A 17,747-nucleotide genomic window follows, 5' to 3' on the forward strand; every position below is an offset into this window, starting at 1 on the left:
GTCCTCGACCCTACTTGCCCGGAAGAACAAGGATTGGAGCGACCCATGAACGAGGCAGTTCGAAATCCCACCAAGTCGACCAACGAGCCGATCATCGAGATCGAGAACCTGTCGATCTCCTTCTTCACCCGCAAGGGCGAGATACCGGCCGTCATGGATTTTTCCTGCACGGTCATGCCCGGCGAGGCGATGGGCATCGTCGGCGAATCCGGCTGCGGCAAGTCAACCGTGTCGCTCGGCATCATGCGCGACCTTTCCAATATCGGGAAGATCGTCGGCGGCAAGATCAAGTTCCAGGGCAAGGACATGGGCGAGCTCTCCGACGAGGAGCTGCGCGCTATCCGCGGCAACAAGATCGCGATGATCTATCAGGAGCCGATGGCCAGCCTCAATCCGGCGATGAAGATCGGCCAGCAGCTGATGGAAGTGCCGCTGATCCACGACAAGGTGTCGAAGCAAGAGGCTTATAAACGCGCGGTCGAAATGGTCCGTTCGGTCAGGCTGCCCGACCCCGAGCGCATGATGCGCTCCTATCCGCACCAGCTCTCCGGCGGCCAGCAGCAGCGCATCGTCATTGCCATGGCGCTGCTGTCGAAGCCGGCGCTGCTGCTGCTCGACGAGCCGACGACGGCGCTCGACGTGACGGTGGAGGCGGGCATCGTCGAACTGGTCAAGGGTCTGGGCGAGAAGTTCGGCACCTCTATGATCTTCGTGTCGCACAATCTGGGGCTCATCCTCGAGACCTGCGATCGCATCACGGTGATGTATTCGGGTGAAGCGGTGGAGACCGGCAAGATCAAGGACGTCTTCGACCGCATGCGCCATCCCTACACGCAAGGGCTGTTCCGTTCGATCCCGCTGCCCGGCGCCGACAAGAATTCGCGGCCGCTGATTGCCATTCCGGGGCAATTGCCGCTGCCGCATGAGCGACCCAAAGGCTGCAATTTCGGCCCGCGCTGCCACCATTTCGTCGAGGGCGTTTGCAACGCCGCAGAAATTCCGATGATCGAGGTCGCCGGCCATGAAGGCCATTTCTCGCGCTGCGTGCGCTTCAACGAAATCGACTGGGAAGCGCTGCCGCCCGGCGCCAAGAAGGTCAATGAAAAGGTCGTGCCGGGCGCGCCCGTGCTCAAGATCGAGGATTTGAGAAAATACTACCGGGTTGGCGGCAGCGAAGTCTTTGGCTCCAGCGAGGGCCGCGTCGTCAAGGCCAACGAGACCATCTCGTTCATGGCGCGCGAATCCGAGACCGTCGCCATTGTCGGCGAGTCCGGCTGTGGAAAGTCGACGCTGGCCAAGGTTCTGCTCGGGCTGGAGACGGCAAGCTCCGGCACCGTGACGCTCGGCAACAAGGAGATTCAGTCGACCGGCATCGAGAAGCGCGGCGTCGATACGGTGTCATCGATCCAGATGGTGTTCCAGAACCCGTTCGACACGCTAAATCCCAGCCACTCCGTTGGCTCGCAGATCATCCGCACGCTGGAAAAATTCCATGTCGGCAACAATGTCGCCGAGCGCCGCAAGCGCATGCTGGAACTGCTCGACCTGGTGAAGTTGCCGCGCGCCTTCGAGACCCGCAAACCGCGCCAGCTCTCCGGCGGCCAAAAGCAACGCATCGGCGTGGCGCGCGCCTTCGCCGGCGACGCCAAGGTGGTGGTGGCCGACGAGCCGGTCTCGGCGCTCGACGTCTCGGTGCAGGCGGCGGTGACCGAGCTGTTGATGGACATCCAGCGCAAGAACAAGACGACGATGCTGTTCATCAGCCACGATCTGTCCGTTGTGCGCTACATCGCTGACCGCGTCGTCGTCATGTATCTCGGTTATATCGTGGAGCAGGGCACGACCGACCAGATCTTCGCGCCGCCCTATCACCCGTATACCGAAGCCTTGCTGTCGGCGATCCCGATTGCCGACACCAGCGTGGTCAAGAAGCACATCGTGCTGGAAGGCGATATCCCTTCGGCGATGAACCCGCCTTCCGGCTGCCCGTTCCAGACGCGCTGCGGCTACAAGAAGCTGGTGCCGGACAATCTGTGCGAGACCAAAGTGCCGCCGGTGAAGAACCTCGGCGAAGGTCATATGAGCCTGTGCTGGCTGTCGGACGACGTGCTGGCGACGATGGAGCCGGTGATCAAGTTCGACAAGGAGCACGCCGCGCATGAGGGCGTGCCGGATGATGCGCACGGCACCGGGCCGGGTCTGGCTGGAACGGCGCCCAACCGTCCGCGTGGCAAAACGGGCAGCGCGCAAGCCGACCAGATCGGAGATGCCGTGGAGCAGGGCGAGGCTGGCATGCGAGCCCGTCGCCACGAAGTCCGAGACGAGGTTTCCGAAACCGGCGTTTCGAAGCCGAAAGACACGACCAGGCGGCACTAACCTGGAGCGTTGCTCTAGGCAGGTATCAGGAGCCACATTGCCGCAGCTGCGCGTCATAATCGCGCGCCATCTTGTCGGTGGCTCTGGCGTAGCCCTGCACGCCGGCGTCGCCGCGATTGCCACGGCCATAAGCGGTCCAGCCGAGATAATAGGCCAGATAGAGATTGTAGGTGTCGTTGCGGGCGACGCCGAAAGTGTCGGCGGTCTTGGAATGATACCAGCCGACAAAGTCGACGGCGTCGGCAAACTTGGTCCGTCGCGCCGCCCAGTTGCCGGTCTCGTTCTGATATTGCGACCAGGTGCCGTCGAGCGCCTGCGAGAAGCCGGTGGCCGACGAGACATGCGTCCACGGGATGAAGCCGAGCAGTTTGGTGCGTGGCGGCCGGGCGTTGCTCTTGAAGCCGGACTCCTTGCGCACCGTCGCCATCAGCACGGGAACCGGGATGCCGTATTTCTGTGACGAGCGTTCGGCGGCCGACTGCCAGTTGTCGAACCAGCCGTCATTCTGATCGAAGACGGCGCAGACATTGTTGATGTGGCTCGGCGCCGTCGCGCAGGCGGACAGCGCCAGCAGCATCGTGACAGCTACACTTTTACTAAAACTCGACCTACGCATGGAAAGACGAATAGGCCGAAATCATAAAAGGAGTCTTGCAGCGTTCCTTAACGAGGGTTTCTCGTAAGCCGGGCAGGCCGATATCGATATTTCGACCTTGCCTGTCGCTTTTATCGTTATCGATTTCAAAAAATGCCGCCTTGGCTAAAATCGCGCCGGCAAACGACGGAATTCTGACAGCCGTCCTGGCCTGCGGGCGTTCTGATGCACGCATGAACGAGCCAAGACGCAAGCGCGGCGCCGAGCGGACCAGCAACCGGGGGCCAGCCGCTATTCCACAATTGCCGCTGCGGCGTGTGGAAAATCCTTACCCACCGATGGCGCTGCTGTCGGCCGACCAGATCGAAGCCATCCATCAGGCCTCGATGCATATCCTGGAGAATTTCGGCATCGAGGTGATGAGCCCGCGGGCGCTGTCGCTGTTCGAGAAGGCGGGCGCCAAGGTCGATCATGCAACGGCGAATGTGCGCATCGACCGGGGGCTGGTCGCCGAAGCGCTGAGGACCACGAAGTCGAGCTACCAGCTGACGCCACGCAATCCGGCCAATGCCATCCATCTCGGCGGCAACACGATCAATTTCACGCTTGTCGCCGGGCCGCCCAACGTCCACGACATGGAGCGCGGCCGCCGCGCTGGCAACCTCGCGGACTATTCCGATCTGACCCGGCTGGCGCAGCATTTCAACTGCATCCACATGCTGGGCAACCAGGTCTGCGCGCCGATCGAGCTGCCGGCGAACACAAGGCATATGGACACCTATTTCACCAATCTGACGCTGACCGACAAAAGCTTCCATGTCTCGGCGATCGGCAGGGGCAGGGCGCTCGACGGCATCGAGATGATGGCGATCGCGCGCGGGCTGACGCTGGACGAGATGCGCGACGACCCAGGCATCGCCACCATCATTTCGGTCAACTCGCCACGCCGCTTCGACGAGATGATGGCCGAAGGGCTGATGACCATGGCCGAATACGGCCAGTCGGTGGCGGTGACGCCGTTCACCCTGATGGGCGCGATGAGCCCGGTGACGCTTGCGGGCGCCTTGGCGCAGCAGAATGCCGAAGCGCTGTTCGGCGTGGTGCTGACGCAGCTGGTGCGCCCAGGCGCGCCGGTGATGTATGGCGCCTTCACCTCCAATGTCGACATGAAGTCGGGCGCGCCGGCCTTCGGCACGCCGGAGAATACCAAGGCCAACATCGCTTCCGGTCAATTGGCGCGGCGCTATAGCTTGCCGTATCGCACGACGCCCGGCTCGGCCTCCAACGCCGCCGACGCGCAAGGTGCTTATGAGACGCTGATGGCGCTGTGGGGCGCGGTGCTCGGCCACGGCAATCTCATCTACCACGCCGCCGGCTGGCAGGAAGGCGGGCTGACAGCCTCGTTCGAGAAGCTCATTATCGATGTCGAGATGATCCAGCACATGATGGAATTCCTGCGCCCGATCGTGGTCGACGAGGCGGAACTCGCCGTCGAGGCACTGGGCGCGGTGCCGACCGGCGGCCACTTCTTCGGCGAGCCGCATACGCTGGAGCGCTATGCCACCGCCTTCTATCAGCCGATGCTGTCCAACTGGCAGAATTACGAGGCGTGGCAGGAGGCGGGCGGGCTCGACACGACGGCGCGGGCGACGCGGCTGTGGAAGAAGGCGCTGGACGAATATGTGCAGCCCGCCATGGACCCTGCTGTGCGCGAGGCGCTGGAGGCCTATATGGCGCGGCGCAAGGAAGCGATCGGGCAGGGCGAGCCGTGAGGAGCAGCTTCCTGTCTTGATTCGGCTTAGTGTCCCAACGCACTGAATTAACGAGAAAAACCTCATGAAATCGCATGCAAAGGTCGTGGTTATCGGTGGCGGTGTCGTCGGCTGCTCGGTGCTGTTCCATCTGGCGCGCCATGGCTGGACCGACGTCGTGCTGCTGGAGCGCGATGAACTGACCTCCGGTTCGACCTGGCATGCAGCCGGCGGCATGCACACCATCAATGGTGACCCCAACGTCGCCAAGCTGCAGAAATACACGATCTCGCTCTACAAGGAGATCGAGGAGCTTTCGGGACAGGCGACCGGCGTGCATCTGACCGGTGGCGTGCTTTTGGCGGCGACCGAGGCGCGGCTCGACTGGCTGCGTGGCGTCGTCTCGAAGGGCCGCTATCTCGGCATCGACCTCGAAGTGATCTCGGCCAAAGAGGCGGCCGAGCTGATGCCGCTTATCGATCCGAAACAATTCGTCGGTGCTGTCCGCAACAAGGAGGACGGCCATCTCGATCCGTCTGGCGTCACGCATGCCTACGCCAAGGCGGCGCGAAAACTCGGCGCGGAAGTCGAGCGCTTCACCAAGGTCGAGGACATCGTGCGCCGTCCCGATGGGCTGTGGCGCGTCATCACCAACAAGGGCGAGGTCGTGACCGAGCATGTCGTCAATGCCGGCGGGCTCTGGGCGCGCGAGGTCGGCCGCATGGTTGGGCTGGAACTGCCGGTGCTGGCCATGGAGCACATGTACCTGATCACCGAGGACATGCCGGAGGTCGCCGACTGGAACGCCAAGACCGGCACCGAGATCATCCACGCGGTCGACTTCGACGGCGAACTGTATCTGCGCCAGGAGCGCGGCGGCATGCTGATGGGGACCTACGAGAAGGCCAACAAGGTCTGGTCCGAATTTTCCACGCCATGGAATTTCGGTCACGAGCTGCTGGAGCCGGATATCGATCGTATCGCGCCGTCGCTGGAAGTCGGCTTCCGCCATTTCCCCGCCTTCCAGAACACCGGCATCAAGCAGATCATCAATGGCCCGTTCACCTTCGCGCCCGACGGCAATCCGCTGGTCGGCCCGGTGCGCGGCCTTCCGGGCTTCTGGGTCGCCTGCGGCGTCATGGCGGGTTTTTCGCAAGGCGGCGGCGTTGGCCTCGCGCTCTCCAACTGGATGATCGAAGGCGATCCGGGCGCCGACATCTGGGCCATGGACGTGGCGCGCTATGGCGACTGGGCGACGACGGCCTACACCAACGCCAAAGTGCGCGAGAACTATTCGAGGCGCTTCTCGATCCGCTTCCCCAATGAGGAGCTGCCGGCCGGGCGTCCGCTCAAGACGACGCCGGTCTACGACACGCTGTCCGCCAAAGGCGCGCAATGGGGCGTGTCCTTCGGGCTGGAAGTGCCGCTCTGGTATGCGCCGGACGGCGTCAAGGACGAGTTCTCGTGGCGGCGCTCGACCGACTTCGACCATGTCGGCAAGGAGGTTTCGGCGGTCCGCAACGGTATCGGCCTGTCGGAGATCTCGAACTTCGCCAAATACACGGTGACCGGCGCAGCCGCCGCCGCCTGGCTCGACCGCATATTTGCCTGCAAGCTGCCAAGGCCAGGCCGTATGACGCTGGCGCCGATGCTGAAGGAGGACGGCAAGCTGATCGGCGATTTCACGCTCGCCAATATCGACGGCAGCGAATGGTTCATCGCCGGCTCCGGCATCGCCGAGCAATTCCATATGCGCTGGTTCGAGGCGCATATGCCCAAGGACGGTTCGGTGCGCATCGAGGCCTTTGGGCAGAAGCTCACCGGTCTCGCCATCGCGGGACCGAAGGCGAGGGCGGTGCTGGCCAAGGTGACCCGCGCCGACGTCTCCAACGACCCATTCCCGTTCATGGCCGTGGCCAGGATGGATATCGGCATGGCGCCGTGCCTGGTCGGCCGCGTCAGCTACACCGGCGATCTCGGCTATGAGATCTGGGTGGCGCCGGAATACCAGCGCGCCGCTTACCAGGCGCTGCTGGCGGCGGGCGAGGAATTCGGCATAGGCCTGTTCGGCTCACGGGCGCTCAATGCGCTCAGGCTCGAGAAGAATTACGGCTCATGGGCGCGCGAATACCGGCCGATCTATGGGCCGCTGGAAGCCGGGCTCGACCGTTTCGTCGCTTACGGTAAGGAAGCTGACTTCATCGGCAAGGAGGCAGCGCTCGCCGAGCGCAAGCAAGGCGGCAAGCTCCGGCTGCGCGCCTTCATTGTCGATGCGACGGATGCCGATGTCATCGGCGACGAGGCGATCTGGCATGACGGCGTCGTGCGCGGCTGGGTGACGTCCGGCGGCTATGCGCACAATGCCAAGAAATCGGTCGCGCTCGGCTATGTGCCGAAGGAGATCGCCGACGGAGTGGACGGTTTCGAGATCGAGATCCTCGGCAGGCGGCACGTAGCGCGAATTCAACCGGCGCCGCTGTTCGATGCCAATTTCGAACGGATGCGCGGCTGATCCAGGCGCATCCGTCGGAAGCTTAACTGCTGCGGTTGTCGAGCGCGAAGGCGCCGGAACCGGCGAAGACCAGATAGAGGAAGATGAAGCAGAAGGAGATTGCCAGGTCGCCGCCATTGTTGACCGGGAAGAAATCGCGCGGGAAGTGCGCCATGAAATAGGCGATCGCCATTTCGCCGGCGAGCAGGAATGCGACGGGCCGAGTGAACAGGCCAAGCGCCAAAAGGATGCCGCCTGCGAATTCGAGAATGCCGGCAGCCGTCGTCAGCCCGGTTAGGGCGTGCGGCTGGGCGCTGACCGGGAAGTTGAACAGCTTTTGCGAGCCGTGTTCGACGAATTGCAACGCGGTCATGATGCGCAATATGCCCAAGGCCTGCGGCCGATATTGCGCAAGGCTTTCGAAAAGCTTCATCTAAACTCCATTTTCCAACCGTGCGCCCGGCCATAGATTATCGCCCGGCGACGGACCATTCACTTCCCATGGCCTGCCATCAACAATCGGTGATGGAAAAGGGTTCCCCATTTCGATGCTTGTATTATTTTCGTTCTCGCCATAGTTGCATTCGTATCGCTATGGTTGTAGTGATATCTGGATGCTCCAACCATGTGGATTCCCTTCGTCATGAAAAAAATCGTCATCAGCCTCTTCGCGATCCTTGCAGGCACCGGCTTCGCCATGGCTGACGATGCCGGCTGTGCCGCCTTCAAATGGCCGGTGGCGCGCGAGCAGTCCTTGTTTGCGGCAGCGCCCGCCGCGCAGCCCGGCGCCTCGGTTGCGATTGGCGCAGCCGCGGATCTGAAACTTGCGCCGGTCGACACGATCAGCTTCGCCGTGCCGCCCGAGCACGCCCCGGCTGCCGGCACGTTCGGCGCGACGGCGAACGTGACTGTGCCGCCGGAAGGCGAGCTCCAGATCAGCCTGTCAGGCGACGCCTGGATCGACGTCATCCAGGACGGCCATGCCACGAAGTCGGCGGCTTTCAGCGGCGTGAAGACCTGCCCGGGCATTCGTAAGAGCGTGCGCTTCAAGCTCGCCGCCGGCGCCGCAATCATCCAGGTCAGCGGCGCCAAGACGGCCGAGCTCAAGGTTGCGGTCCTGGCGCCGGAGTGAGGCCAAGGATGTGAAGTCGGCGGGACAGCGCCTCTGTTCTGTCCTGCCACCCTCCGCAGCACCTGCGGAAGGTGGACCGGCAACTCCCCGTGGAAACCCACGAGGGCGAGACTGGCTTCTACCGCGCGGGCGCGATCAGAGCGAAATGCGCGCCTTGGGGGTCCTGGCACTGGATGATCCACTGGCCGCTCGGCACGTCCATCGGACCCATGATGACCTTGCCGCCATTGTCGGTGACGCGTTTGGCGGCGGCGTCGATGGCATCGACATTGAAATAGAATTGCCAGAACGGAACCGGGATCTGCGGCGGCTTGTTCATGATGCCGCCGCCGGAGTCAGGCCCCGCCGAGAAGGTCTGGTAGATGCCCATCTCGCCCATGTCGAACTGGCCGGCGCTGGTCCAGCCGAACTGGCTGGAATAGAAGTCGAAGGAGGTTTTCCAATCGGTCGTGTAGAGCTCGTGCCAGCCGACATGGCCGAGCGTCGTTGCCGGCACAGGTGGCTGGTCGGGCTGGTGCGGCTTCAGGAACATGAAGGTTGCCCCTTGAGGGTCGGCGACGACGGCGAAGCGGCCGACGCCGGGGATGTCGTCCGGGGCGCGATGGACAACGCCGCCCGCCTTCTTCACGGCCTCGGTCGAGGCGTCGACATCCCGGGAATAGATGTAGCCGATCCAGGCTGGCGGCATGCCCATCTTGGCGGCGTCTTGCGGCATCGTCATCAGGCCGCCGACGCCGCGCACGCTTGAATTCACGACGATGTAGCGGGGCATGCCTGGCGCCTTGTCGAAAGGCTCGGCCTTCCAGCCGACGACGGCGGTGTAAAAGGCCTCGGCGGCGTCGAGGTCGGTGGTCATCAGTTCGTACCAGAAGAAGGGTGTTTGGGACTTCGGCATGGTCGGTCTCCTAACCGGTTCAGGCAGCGATCGCGGTTCGATCCATCCTAGGACGACTCTGGCGACAGAAATCCGACATCTGTGCCAGAAATCGAAGACGGCAAGGCGCTTAGCCTTGCGTGCCTCACGGTTTTCGACTTTGCTGCCGCCAAAGAGGGGCTTGCGTTTTCCATGCGTCGAATGTCGCTCACGCCTGAGCTTGTGGCTCTGTGCCATCGGGAGGAGGTCGATCCTGGCCCCAGCGGGCAGTGGACGCAGTTGAGCGATGAGGACTACGCAACGCTTGCCCTGCGCCTTTCCGGCGAAGCGGACGAGGGGCCGCTCTGGGTGTTTGCTTATGGCTCGCTGATCTGGAAGCCGGCCTTCGAATCCGTCGAGCAGCAGCGCGCCTCGGCCCATGGCTGGCATCGCTCCTTCTGCCTCGACATCGCCCGCTGGAGGGGCAGCGCCACGCAGCCGGGGCTGATGATGGCCCTGGAACGCGGCGGGCGCTGCGACGGCGTCATCTATCGTTTGCCGGATGGCGAAAAACCCGCACAGATCGAAAGACTGCTGCGACGTGAGGTCGATGACCATGAGAGCATCAGTTCGGTGCGATGGGTTCCGGTGCGCACGGCGCGCGGTCGGCTGCGGGCGCTGGGCTTCTGGGTCGGCGTGACCGGCAAGGGCACTTCTCTCGGGCAGCCGCTGGAAAAGGTAGCGAACATATTGGCACACGCGTGCGGCCATGTCGGTTCGGGCGCCGAGTATCTCTACAACACGGTCAGCCACCTCGAGACCTTCGGCATCCATGACCGCAACCTGTGGCGCCTGCAGGAACTCGTCGCAGACGAGATACGGTCGATCCATTCTTCCAGGATCGAAAGCGCGGGGCCGCCTGACGTCTCCGTTATGACCATAACATGACTGCGACTGTCATATTTTTATGCAAGCAATACAGTACCTTGGCCAAAAATTGACCAATTGATAAAAAAATAAAACGTGCTAGCCTTCCCCGAAACGACAACAAGGGGAACTGGAATGGCGACTGGTCATTTCCTCGAAGGCATTGCCGGCGGCCGGCTGTCGTCCGAGCAATATGCCGACAATTTTTCCGACCTGCACCCGCCGCTCGACCACCACGAGGCGCTGGTCGAATCCGACCGCTGCTACTTCTGCTACGATGCGCCGTGCATGAATGCATGCCCGACCTCGATCGACATCCCGCTGTTCATCCGCCAGATCGCGACCGGCAATCCGCTGGGATCGGCCAAGACCATTTTCGACCAGAATATTTTGGGCGGCATGTGCGCCCGCGTCTGCCCGACCGAAACGCTGTGCGAGGAGGTCTGCGTGCGCGAGGTGGCGGAAGGCAAGCCGGTGCAGATCGGCCGGCTGCAGCGCTATGCCACCGACATCGCCATGAGCGAGGACAAGCAGTTCTACAAGCGCGCCGAGCCGACCGGCAAAACGGTCGCCGTGGTCGGCGCCGGGCCGGCAGGGCTGGCGGCGGCGCATCGGCTCGCCCGCCACGGTTATGACGTCACCATCCTGGAGGCGCGGCCGAAGGCCGGCGGTCTCAACGAATACGGTATCGCCGCCTATAAGAGCGTCGACAATTTCGCCCAGGCCGAGGTCGATTACGTCACCTCGATCGGCGGCATCGACATCCAGAACGGCAAGGCGCTTGGCCGCGATTTCCAGCTGTCGGACCTGATGCGGAACTACGACGCCGTATTCCTCGGCATGGGGCTCGGCGGCGTCAACGCGTTGCGCGCCGATGGCGAGGATACCGACGGCGTCGCCAACGCCGTCGAGTTCATCGCTGAACTCAGGCAGGCGAGCGATCTTTCCAGCCTGCCGGTCGGCCGGCGCGTCGTCGTCATCGGCGGCGGCATGACGGCGATCGATGCCGCGGTGCAGTCGAAGCTGCTCGGCGCCGAAGAGGTGACGATCTGCTACCGGCGCGGCCAGGAGCATATGAACGCTTCCGGGTTCGAGCAGGATCTGGCCGCCGCCAATGGCGTCAGCATCCGGCATTGGCTGCAGCCGAAGCGCGTCATTGCCGAGGGCGGTAAAGTGTCGGGTATAGAGCTCGAATACACCGCCATGAATGGCGACAAGCTCGCCGGCACCGGTGAGAAGCTGACACTGGTGGCCGACCAGGTGTTCAAGGCGATCGGCCAGAGTTTTACGCCCGCCGTGCTCAACGGCAGCGGCGAACAGATCGCGCTCGAGGCCGGCCGCATCAAGGTCGACGCCGAAGGCCGCACTTCGCTGACGAAAGTCTGGGCCGGCGGCGACTGCATCTTCGGCGGCGACGACCTGACCGTCTCGGCCGTGGCGCAAGGCCGCGACGCGGCCGAATCCATCCACCGGGCACTGACCTCGAACGGGAGGGCATGAGCATGGCAGACATCCGCAACAATTTCGTCGGCATCAAATCGCCCAATCCGTTCTGGCTGGCTTCGGCGCCGCCGACCGATAAGGCTTACAATGTCATTCGCGCCTTCAAGGCGGGCTGGGGCGGCGTGGTGTGGAAGACGCTTGGCGAAGAGGGTCCGCCGGTCGTCAACGTCAACGGTCCGCGTTACGGCGCGATCTGGGGCGCCGACCGGCGCCTGCTTGGCTTGAACAACATCGAGCTGATCACCGATCGCGACCTGCAGACCAATCTGCGTGAGATGAAGCAGGTCAAGATGGAGTGGCCCGATCGCGCGCTGGTTGCCTCGATCATGGTGCCCTGCGAGGAGGCGAGTTGGAAAGCCATCCTGCCGCTGGTCGAGGAGACCGGCGCCGACGGCATCGAGCTCAATTTCGGCTGCCCGCACGGCATGTCAGAGCGCGGCATGGGGGCCGCCGTCGGCCAGGTGCCGGAATACATCGAAATGGTGGTGCGCTGGTGCAAGCAGTATACGCGCATGCCCGTCATCACCAAGCTGACGCCCAACATCACCGACATCCGCAAGCCCGCGAGGGCGGCGCATGCCGGCGGCACCGATGCGGTCTCATTGATCAACACGATCAACTCGATCACCGGCGTAGACCTTGACAGTTTCGCGCCGATGCCGACCATCGACGGCAAGGGCTCGCATGGCGGCTATTGCGGCCCGGCGGTGAAACCGATCGCCATGAACATGGTGGCCGAGATCGCGCGCGATCCCGAAACGCGCGGCCTGCCGATCTCCGGCATCGGCGGCATCACCACCTGGCGCGATGCGGCCGAATTCATGGCGCTTGGCGCCGGCAATGTGCAGGTCTGCACGGCGGCGATGACCTATGGCTTCAAGATCGTCCAGGAGATGATCGCCGGCCTTGAAAACTGGATGGACGAGAAGGGCCACCGCTCACTCGACGACATCATCGGTCGCGCCACGCCCAACGTCACCGACTGGCAGTATCTCAACCTCAATTATGTCGCCAAGGCGCATATCGACCAAGACGCCTGCATCAAATGCGGCCGCTGCCACATCGCCTGCGAGGACACCTCGCACCAGGCGATCACCAGCATGGTCGATGGCTCGAGGCATTTCGAGGTCATCGAAGCCGAATGCGTCGGCTGCAATCTGTGCGTCAATGTCTGCCCGGTCGAAGGCTGCATCACCATGGAGCCGCTGGCGGCGGGCGCTCTGGACGAGCGCACCGGCAAGCCGGTGTCGCCGATCTACGCCAACTGGACGACGCACCCGAACAATCCGATGGCCAAGGTGGCTGCGGAGTAGAATTTGGTTCCTCGCTCCGATCGACGGCTATTTGGCTCGGCCCGAGGCTTGATTGCCATGTGGTTCCCCCAATCCGTCGCTGCTTCGCAGCGCCACCTTCCCCTCCGGAGGGAAAGGAAGGGAGCTTTGCTGGACGAGAGTTGACTGCAAAAAAGCTTGGCGCCTTTCCTCTACCCCGTCGATCGGGGAGAGGTGGCTCGGCGAAGCCGAGACGGAGTGGGGTCGACCAGCGCAGCACTAGACAAAGCATGCGCCAAGCTGCCATGCACGCTATCGCCAAGACCAGCCGCCTGGAAATGTGTGCATGCGGTAGCGCAGAGCGGGACGCGAGGAACCCAAGTCCTGTGAAGCCATCGCGACATATGAATTTCCGCATTTCCCTATTGCAGATAAAAACTATCCACGATGGAATATATCCATGAATAGGAGATCAGCACCATGAAGCTGGGCGAGGGCGTTGAGGCGGCCATCCACTGCGCGGCGACGCTGGCGAGCGTCGACGGCAACAGCACCATGCCGGGCGCCGCTCTGGCGGAGTGTTTTGGCCTGTCGCCGAGCTATCTTTTGAAACATCTCAACCAGCTGACCGCGGCGCGTATCCTGGAATCGGTGTCCGGACCTGCCGGCGGTTATCGGCTGGCGCGGGCGGCCGAGCGCATCACGCTGCTCGACATCGTGCTGGCGGTCGAGGGTCGCGAACCGGCCTTTCGTTGCGGCGAAATCCGCCGCAACGGTCCGGTCAAGATCGATGCCTCGGCCTATGTCAAACCCTGCGGCATCAATGCCGCGATGCTCAAGGCCGAGCGTGCCTATCGCGCCGCTCTCGCGGACGTGAAGCTGTCCGACATCGTCGCGGACTACGCGGCGGAAGGCGATCCGCGATCGTTCGCCGCGAGCTGCGCTTTCGTCGAACGGCACCAGCGGCCGCAGAAGGCCGCTTCAACCAAACAGTTTTAACCCGCCAGACAAATATGAAAGGCAAAGACGATGAAACAGAGACTGCAATTTTTCGCCAAGGCGCCGCAGATCATGAAGGCCGTGTCGGCGCTCAACGAAGCGGTCGAGACATGCGGGCTCGATGCCGGCCTGATGCACCTCGTCAAGCTCAGGGCTTCGCAGATCAATGGTTGCTCCTACTGCGTCGAGATGCACAGCCGCGAGGCGCGACGCGACGGCGAGACCGAGGCCAGGCTCTATCTGGTCGCCGCCTGGAAGGAATCGCCGCTGTTTTCCGAGCGCGAGCGCGCCGCATTGGCCTGGACCGAGACGGTGACGACCATTTCCGACAATGGCGTTCCGGACGATCTCTACGCCAGCACGCTCGAGCATTTCTCCGAGGAAGAGCTGGTCAAGCTCACCGTGGTGACCGGCATGATCAACACCTGGAACCGGCTCTGCATCTCCTTCCACGCCATCCACCCGATGCCGGCGGCCAAGGCAGCTTGATAATGGCCAGGCGCGCGGACGAAAGATCTGCGCGCCAGGGCCATTTACGCCGCGAACCTCAAACCACCGTCACAGGTCAGCACCTGGCCGGTCATGAAACCGTTGGAGACGAGGAAGGCAATCGCGTCGGCGACATCTTCGGCGCGGCCGATGCGGCCGACCGGGTCTTGCCGGCATATTCGGCAAAGACCGCCTGCCGCTGCTCGTCGGGCAGGAAATCCCACCATGGCGTGTCGATGACGCCCGGCGCCACGACATTGACGCGCAGCGGCTTCAACTCGACAGCCAGGATCGGCGTCACAGTCAACAGCATGCCGTTGATGGCGCCGATGCCGGCGACGCCGGGTGCCGTTATCTGAGCAGAGACGGCGGAAATGAAGGTTGCCGACCCGTGCTTGTTCAATGTCGGCAGGGCGGCTTGCAGGCAGGACAATTGCGGCCGGATTTTTCGTCGACGCCGCTGCCAATGTCGGCAAGGTCGAGGGCGTGGAATGGTCCAAGGCCCTTGCCGCCGCTTGCCGCCAGCACCAGGTGATCGAACGGCCCGAGGCCGTCGAAAAACTGCCGCACTTCATCCGGCTTCGCGGCATCGAACGCCGCCTTGTCGACCGCGCCGCCCAGGCTTTTCCAGGCGGCCTTGAGCTTTTCCTCGTTGCGGCCGGTGATCGTCACTTTCATCGTCGGACTGACCAGGCGTCTTGCGGTCGCCAGGCCGATGCCGGACGAGCCGCCGATGATCACACAGTGTTCGATGGTCTCGCTCATGATTGCTGTTCCTTGGATTTTGAAGACGGCTGCCCGGTCAGGTCGAGGCTCAATGCCCGCAACTGGCGCCGGGCTTTCTCGTCATAGGCTTGGGCATCGGCGCGTGATTCCCGCTGGCCGTCGAAATAGAGGCCGCTGCGCCCTTCAAGCCCCGGCGATGCCGCGAGATTGAGGATGGCGTCGGCGCCGGTTTCGACCGAGCTCCACGGCTGGACGCCCGCCTGCCGGACCATGGTCGTGTCCATGTAGCTCGCCGGGTGCAGGGCGTTGACGGTGACCCCGGTGCCTTTGAGCTCTCCGGCCAGATCGACAGTGAACAGGATCTGCGCCAGTTTGCTCTGGCAGTAGGCGCGTACGCCGCTATAGCCGTGGGTCAGCATGACGTCGCCGAAATCAATCGCCTGCTGGCCGGCCGAGGCGACATTGACGATGCGCGCCGGTGCGCTGGCCTTCAGCAATGGCAGAAGTTCGGAGGTCAGCAGGAAACCTGCGAGATAATTGACGGCGAAGCGCAGTTCGTAGCCGTCGGCGCTGAGCTGTCGCTTGGCGCCGGCCGTGCCGACGCCGGCATTGTTGATCAATATGTCGAGCCGGTCGGTCCTGGCCCGGACGGCATCGGCAAGCTGCCGCACCTCGGCCAGCGACGACAGGTCGGCGATCAGGAATTCGGCGTTGCCGCCTTTAGCTTCGATAGCGGCGACGACTGTTTTGGCGCGGCCCTGGTCGCGGCCATGCACCAGCACGCGCGCGCCGGCGGCGCCAAGCCGTTCGGCAACCACACGGCCGACGCCGTCGGTCGAGCCGGTGACGAGAGCTGTTTTGTTCTTGATATCCATGTTCAGAGCCTCCTTATGCTGCTCTGAACGCAAAGATGGGACAACGCGGGCATCCCAAACAGTTCAAACTTTATCCTGGTATCGGTACTGCTATAATAGGCGCATGAATGCCATCGCCCCCGAAGATCACCGCCGCCGAGAGCTGGGCGCCTTCCTGCGCTCGCGCCGTGAGCGGCTTGCGCCGGAGACCGCCGGCATTGCCTGTGGCGCGCGGCGGCGCACGCCCGGGCTGCGGCGCGAGGAAGTGGCGATGATCGCCGGCGTCGGCACCACCTGGTACACCTGGCTGGAGCAGGGCAGGGACGTGCGGCCCTCGGTCGAGGTCCTGACGGCGCTATGCGAGGCATTGCGGCTCGACGGCGCCGAGCAGCGGCATCTGTTCACGCTCGCCGGCCGGCAGCAGCCGGAACAGCGGCGCATTGTTGCGGGAAAGGTCGAAGGACCCTTGCTGCATATGTTGCAGAGCCTGGTGCTGCAACCCGCCTATGTCGTCGGCCCGCGCTGGGACGTGCTGGCCTGGAATGACGCGGCGGTTGCCATCTTCGGCGACTACGGACTGCTGGAGGGGGACGCCCGCAACATCATCCATGGCGTATTCACCGATCCGCACCGGCGGCATTTGCTCGTCGACTGGGAGCAACTCGCCCGCGCAACGCTGGCCGCATTCCGTGCCGAGAGCGCGAAATATGTCGGCGATCCCGATTTCGAGCGGCTGATCGCGCTGATGATGCGCTCAAGTCCCGAGTTCCGCGAATGGTGGCCGCAGCGCGATGTCGTCCACCGCCTGTCCGGCATGAAGCATCTGCGCCACCCGATCGCCGGCGCCATGACCTTCGAGCATATGAGCCTGTCGATCGATGATGGCTCGGACATGAAGCTGATCGTCTACACGCCGCTGGCCGAACAGAACTCGATTGTGAAGCTGCGCAAGCTCTTGGATGCGCAGCCGGCCGAGAAACGCAGCGCCTAACCGGTTCCGGGTCAGCCCTTCGGCTTCAGCCCATCCAGAAACAGCTGCTCCAGAAAACGCGCTGCATCCTCGAAGCGGCCGTCGCCGCCGCGGTCGGCGCCGAGCACGGCGCGGACCTGGACGTCGAAATCGGCATAATGCTGCGTCGTTGCCCAGATCGAGAAGATCAGGTGCCAGGGATCGGTCCGGGCGATTTTTCCCGTGCGCATCCAGCCCTTGATGACGTTGGCCTTCTCGTCGACCAGCGTCTTCAGCTCGCCTTCCAGCAGCGGCATGATGCGCGGCGCGCCTTGCAGGATCTCATTGGCGAAGAGCCGGCTCTCGCGCGGGAAATCGCGTGCCATTTCGAGCTTGCGGCGGATGTAGCTCCGGAGCTCGGTCAGCGGATCGCCGATGTCGTCCAGTTCCCTGAGCGGCGCCAGCCAGGTGTCGAGGAGGCGCTGCATCAACGTCTCGTGAATGTCTTCCTTGCGGCGGAAATAATAGAGCAGGTTCGGCTTCGACATGCCGGCCGCTTCGGCGATCTGGTCGATGGTCGAGCCGCGGAAGCCGTTGGTGGAGAACACTTCGAGTGCGGCCTCCAGGATCAGTTCGCGCTTTTCCTGCTGGATGCGGGTGCGGCGAGGGGCGTCCGTGCTGGTGTTCACCGTTGCAAGCCCTCGCATTGCCAAATCCCGCGTTCAAGGCCGTCTGGACCAATTCTCTGGACCAGTTTTTCCCTAGCCTGTGGAACGCACTTCAGCAGCCGCATTTCCGCTAGTAATCCCTTGACCGCCGACAGGGCGGTGC

Annotated in this window: 16 protein-coding genes and 1 pseudogene; 10 read left to right on the forward strand and 7 right to left on the reverse strand. The window is 63.4% G+C overall.

Going from position 1 to position 17,747, the window contains the following annotated elements:
* Nucleotides 1-45: 45 nt before the first annotated feature.
* Nucleotides 46-2,376, forward strand: a complete 2,331-nt coding sequence (locus ACVDG8_RS31060; RefSeq protein WP_455707365.1) for a dipeptide ABC transporter ATP-binding protein — start codon at nucleotides 46-48, stop codon at nucleotides 2,374-2,376.
* A 25-nt stretch (nucleotides 2,377-2,401) separates the two neighbouring features.
* Here ACVDG8_RS31060 and ACVDG8_RS31065 read toward each other — a convergent pair whose 3' ends face one another.
* Together ACVDG8_RS31065 and ACVDG8_RS31070 are read right to left on the reverse strand one after the other, a co-directional pair.
* Complete coding sequence (locus tag ACVDG8_RS31065; RefSeq protein WP_447251872.1) at nucleotides 2,402-2,992, reverse strand: transglycosylase SLT domain-containing protein; 591 nt, start codon at nucleotides 2,990-2,992, stop codon at nucleotides 2,402-2,404.
* Nucleotides 2,985-3,206 (reverse strand): hypothetical protein, encoded by a 222-nt coding sequence (locus ACVDG8_RS31070; RefSeq protein WP_447251873.1) that lies wholly within the window; start codon nucleotides 3,204-3,206, stop codon nucleotides 2,985-2,987. The genes ACVDG8_RS31065 and ACVDG8_RS31070 overlap by 8 nt, the downstream gene beginning before the upstream one ends.
* Between ACVDG8_RS31070 and ACVDG8_RS31075 the strand changes: the two genes are divergently transcribed.
* Entirely contained in the window at nucleotides 3,205-4,743 is a 1,539-nt protein-coding gene (locus ACVDG8_RS31075; protein WP_447251874.1) for a trimethylamine methyltransferase family protein, read from the forward strand. The two genes, ACVDG8_RS31070 and ACVDG8_RS31075, sit on opposite strands and share 2 nt — an antisense overlap.
* A gap of 64 nt (nucleotides 4,744-4,807) precedes the next feature.
* Nucleotides 4,808-7,234: a GcvT family protein gene (locus ACVDG8_RS31080; RefSeq protein ID WP_447251875.1), complete on the forward strand. Its 2,427-nt coding sequence runs from the start codon at nucleotides 4,808-4,810 to the stop codon at nucleotides 7,232-7,234.
* A gap of 22 nt (nucleotides 7,235-7,256) precedes the next feature.
* Here the strand turns inward: ACVDG8_RS31080 and ACVDG8_RS31085 are convergent, their stop codons facing one another.
* Nucleotides 7,257-7,646 carry a DoxX family protein gene (locus ACVDG8_RS31085; protein WP_447251876.1) on the reverse strand — a complete coding sequence of 130 codons (390 nt, stop codon included), beginning with the start codon at nucleotides 7,644-7,646 and terminating at the stop codon, nucleotides 7,257-7,259.
* A gap of 210 nt (nucleotides 7,647-7,856) precedes the next feature.
* On the opposite strand from ACVDG8_RS31085, the gene ACVDG8_RS31090 reads away from it, so the two are divergent.
* Nucleotides 7,857-8,345, forward strand: a complete 489-nt coding sequence (locus ACVDG8_RS31090) for a hypothetical protein (protein WP_447251877.1) — start codon at nucleotides 7,857-7,859, stop codon at nucleotides 8,343-8,345.
* Between the two features lie 118 nt (nucleotides 8,346-8,463).
* Here ACVDG8_RS31090 and ACVDG8_RS31095 read toward each other — a convergent pair whose 3' ends face one another.
* Nucleotides 8,464-9,240 carry a VOC family protein gene (locus ACVDG8_RS31095; RefSeq protein WP_447251878.1) on the reverse strand — a complete coding sequence of 259 codons (777 nt, stop codon included), beginning with the start codon at nucleotides 9,238-9,240 and terminating at the stop codon, nucleotides 8,464-8,466.
* A 171-nt stretch (nucleotides 9,241-9,411) separates the two neighbouring features.
* Here ACVDG8_RS31095 and ACVDG8_RS31100 point away from each other — a divergent pair, with 171 nt between their 5' ends.
* The 5 genes from ACVDG8_RS31100 to ACVDG8_RS31120 all read left to right on the forward strand — a co-directional run bounded on the left by ACVDG8_RS31100 (nucleotide 9,412) and on the right by ACVDG8_RS31120 (nucleotide 14,387).
* Nucleotides 9,412-10,146 carry a gamma-glutamylcyclotransferase gene (locus ACVDG8_RS31100; RefSeq protein WP_447257146.1) on the forward strand — a complete coding sequence of 245 codons (735 nt, stop codon included), beginning with the start codon at nucleotides 9,412-9,414 and terminating at the stop codon, nucleotides 10,144-10,146.
* 114 nt (nucleotides 10,147-10,260) lie between these two features.
* Nucleotides 10,261-11,625: an NAD(P)-dependent oxidoreductase gene (locus ACVDG8_RS31105; RefSeq protein WP_447251879.1), complete on the forward strand. Its 1,365-nt coding sequence runs from the start codon at nucleotides 10,261-10,263 to the stop codon at nucleotides 11,623-11,625.
* 2 nt (nucleotides 11,626-11,627) lie between these two features.
* The gene (preA, locus tag ACVDG8_RS31110) at nucleotides 11,628-12,941 is read left to right on the forward strand and encodes an NAD-dependent dihydropyrimidine dehydrogenase subunit PreA (RefSeq protein ID WP_447251880.1); all 1,314 of its coding nucleotides are present in this window, start codon (nucleotides 11,628-11,630) and stop codon (nucleotides 12,939-12,941) included.
* Between the two features lie 438 nt (nucleotides 12,942-13,379).
* Nucleotides 13,380-13,898: an RrF2 family transcriptional regulator gene (locus ACVDG8_RS31115; RefSeq protein ID WP_447251881.1), complete on the forward strand. Its 519-nt coding sequence runs from the start codon at nucleotides 13,380-13,382 to the stop codon at nucleotides 13,896-13,898.
* 30 nt (nucleotides 13,899-13,928) lie between these two features.
* On the forward strand, nucleotides 13,929-14,387 hold the full coding sequence (locus ACVDG8_RS31120) for a carboxymuconolactone decarboxylase family protein (RefSeq protein ID WP_447251882.1): 459 nt from the start codon (nucleotides 13,929-13,931) through the stop codon (nucleotides 14,385-14,387).
* 44 nt (nucleotides 14,388-14,431) lie between these two features.
* Here the strand turns inward: ACVDG8_RS31120 and ACVDG8_RS31125 are convergent.
* Together ACVDG8_RS31125 and ACVDG8_RS31130 are read right to left on the reverse strand one after the other, a co-directional pair.
* Nucleotides 14,432-15,152 (reverse strand): annotated as a pseudogene (locus ACVDG8_RS31125) (SDR family oxidoreductase).
* Nucleotides 15,149-15,988 carry an SDR family oxidoreductase gene (locus tag ACVDG8_RS31130; RefSeq protein WP_447251884.1) on the reverse strand — a complete coding sequence of 280 codons (840 nt, stop codon included), beginning with the start codon at nucleotides 15,986-15,988 and terminating at the stop codon, nucleotides 15,149-15,151. Before ACVDG8_RS31130 ends, ACVDG8_RS31125 begins: the two are co-directional and overlap by 4 nt.
* A 103-nt stretch (nucleotides 15,989-16,091) precedes the next feature.
* Between ACVDG8_RS31130 and ACVDG8_RS31135 the strand changes: the two genes are divergently transcribed.
* Nucleotides 16,092-16,958 carry a helix-turn-helix transcriptional regulator gene (locus ACVDG8_RS31135; RefSeq protein ID WP_447251885.1) on the forward strand — a complete coding sequence of 289 codons (867 nt, stop codon included), beginning with the start codon at nucleotides 16,092-16,094 and terminating at the stop codon, nucleotides 16,956-16,958.
* An 11-nt stretch (nucleotides 16,959-16,969) separates the two neighbouring features.
* Here ACVDG8_RS31135 and ACVDG8_RS31140 read toward each other — a convergent pair whose 3' ends face one another.
* Nucleotides 16,970-17,623 carry a TetR family transcriptional regulator C-terminal domain-containing protein gene (locus ACVDG8_RS31140; RefSeq protein ID WP_447251886.1) on the reverse strand — a complete coding sequence of 218 codons (654 nt, stop codon included), beginning with the start codon at nucleotides 17,621-17,623 and terminating at the stop codon, nucleotides 16,970-16,972.
* Nucleotides 17,624-17,747: the final 124 nt, after the last annotated feature.

The sequence above is a fragment of the Mesorhizobium sp. ORM8.1 genome (assembly GCF_053005525.2).

What these genes read in the sequence shown, in the direction of transcription:
- ACVDG8_RS31130 (WP_447251884.1), bottom strand. Translation starts at nt 15,988, where the DNA reads ATGGATATCAAGAACAAAACAGCTCTCGTCACCGGCTCGACCGACGGC.
- ACVDG8_RS31095 (WP_447251878.1), bottom strand. Translation starts at nt 9,240, where the DNA reads ATGCCGAAGTCCCAAACACCCTTCTTCTGGTACGAACTGATGACCACC.
- ACVDG8_RS31060 (WP_455707365.1), top strand. Translation starts at nt 46, where the DNA reads ATGAACGAGGCAGTTCGAAATCCCACCAAGTCGACCAACGAGCCGATC.
- ACVDG8_RS31090 (WP_447251877.1), top strand. Translation starts at nt 7,857, where the DNA reads ATGAAAAAAATCGTCATCAGCCTCTTCGCGATCCTTGCAGGCACCGGC.
- ACVDG8_RS31135 (WP_447251885.1), top strand. Translation starts at nt 16,092, where the DNA reads ATGAATGCCATCGCCCCCGAAGATCACCGCCGCCGAGAGCTGGGCGCC.
- ACVDG8_RS31140 (WP_447251886.1), bottom strand. Translation starts at nt 17,623, where the DNA reads ATGCGAGGGCTTGCAACGGTGAACACCAGCACGGACGCCCCTCGCCGC.
- preA (WP_447251880.1), top strand. Translation starts at nt 11,628, where the DNA reads ATGGCAGACATCCGCAACAATTTCGTCGGCATCAAATCGCCCAATCCG.
- ACVDG8_RS31120 (WP_447251882.1), top strand. Translation starts at nt 13,929, where the DNA reads ATGAAACAGAGACTGCAATTTTTCGCCAAGGCGCCGCAGATCATGAAG.
- ACVDG8_RS31075 (WP_447251874.1), top strand. Translation starts at nt 3,205, where the DNA reads ATGAACGAGCCAAGACGCAAGCGCGGCGCCGAGCGGACCAGCAACCGG.
- ACVDG8_RS31065 (WP_447251872.1), bottom strand. Translation starts at nt 2,992, where the DNA reads ATGCGTAGGTCGAGTTTTAGTAAAAGTGTAGCTGTCACGATGCTGCTG.
- ACVDG8_RS31070 (WP_447251873.1), bottom strand. Translation starts at nt 3,206, where the DNA reads ATGCGTGCATCAGAACGCCCGCAGGCCAGGACGGCTGTCAGAATTCCG.
- ACVDG8_RS31105 (WP_447251879.1), top strand. Translation starts at nt 10,261, where the DNA reads ATGGCGACTGGTCATTTCCTCGAAGGCATTGCCGGCGGCCGGCTGTCG.
- ACVDG8_RS31080 (WP_447251875.1), top strand. Translation starts at nt 4,808, where the DNA reads ATGAAATCGCATGCAAAGGTCGTGGTTATCGGTGGCGGTGTCGTCGGC.
- ACVDG8_RS31115 (WP_447251881.1), top strand. Translation starts at nt 13,380, where the DNA reads ATGAAGCTGGGCGAGGGCGTTGAGGCGGCCATCCACTGCGCGGCGACG.
- ACVDG8_RS31100 (WP_447257146.1), top strand. Translation starts at nt 9,412, where the DNA reads ATGCGTCGAATGTCGCTCACGCCTGAGCTTGTGGCTCTGTGCCATCGG.
- ACVDG8_RS31085 (WP_447251876.1), bottom strand. Translation starts at nt 7,646, where the DNA reads ATGAAGCTTTTCGAAAGCCTTGCGCAATATCGGCCGCAGGCCTTGGGC.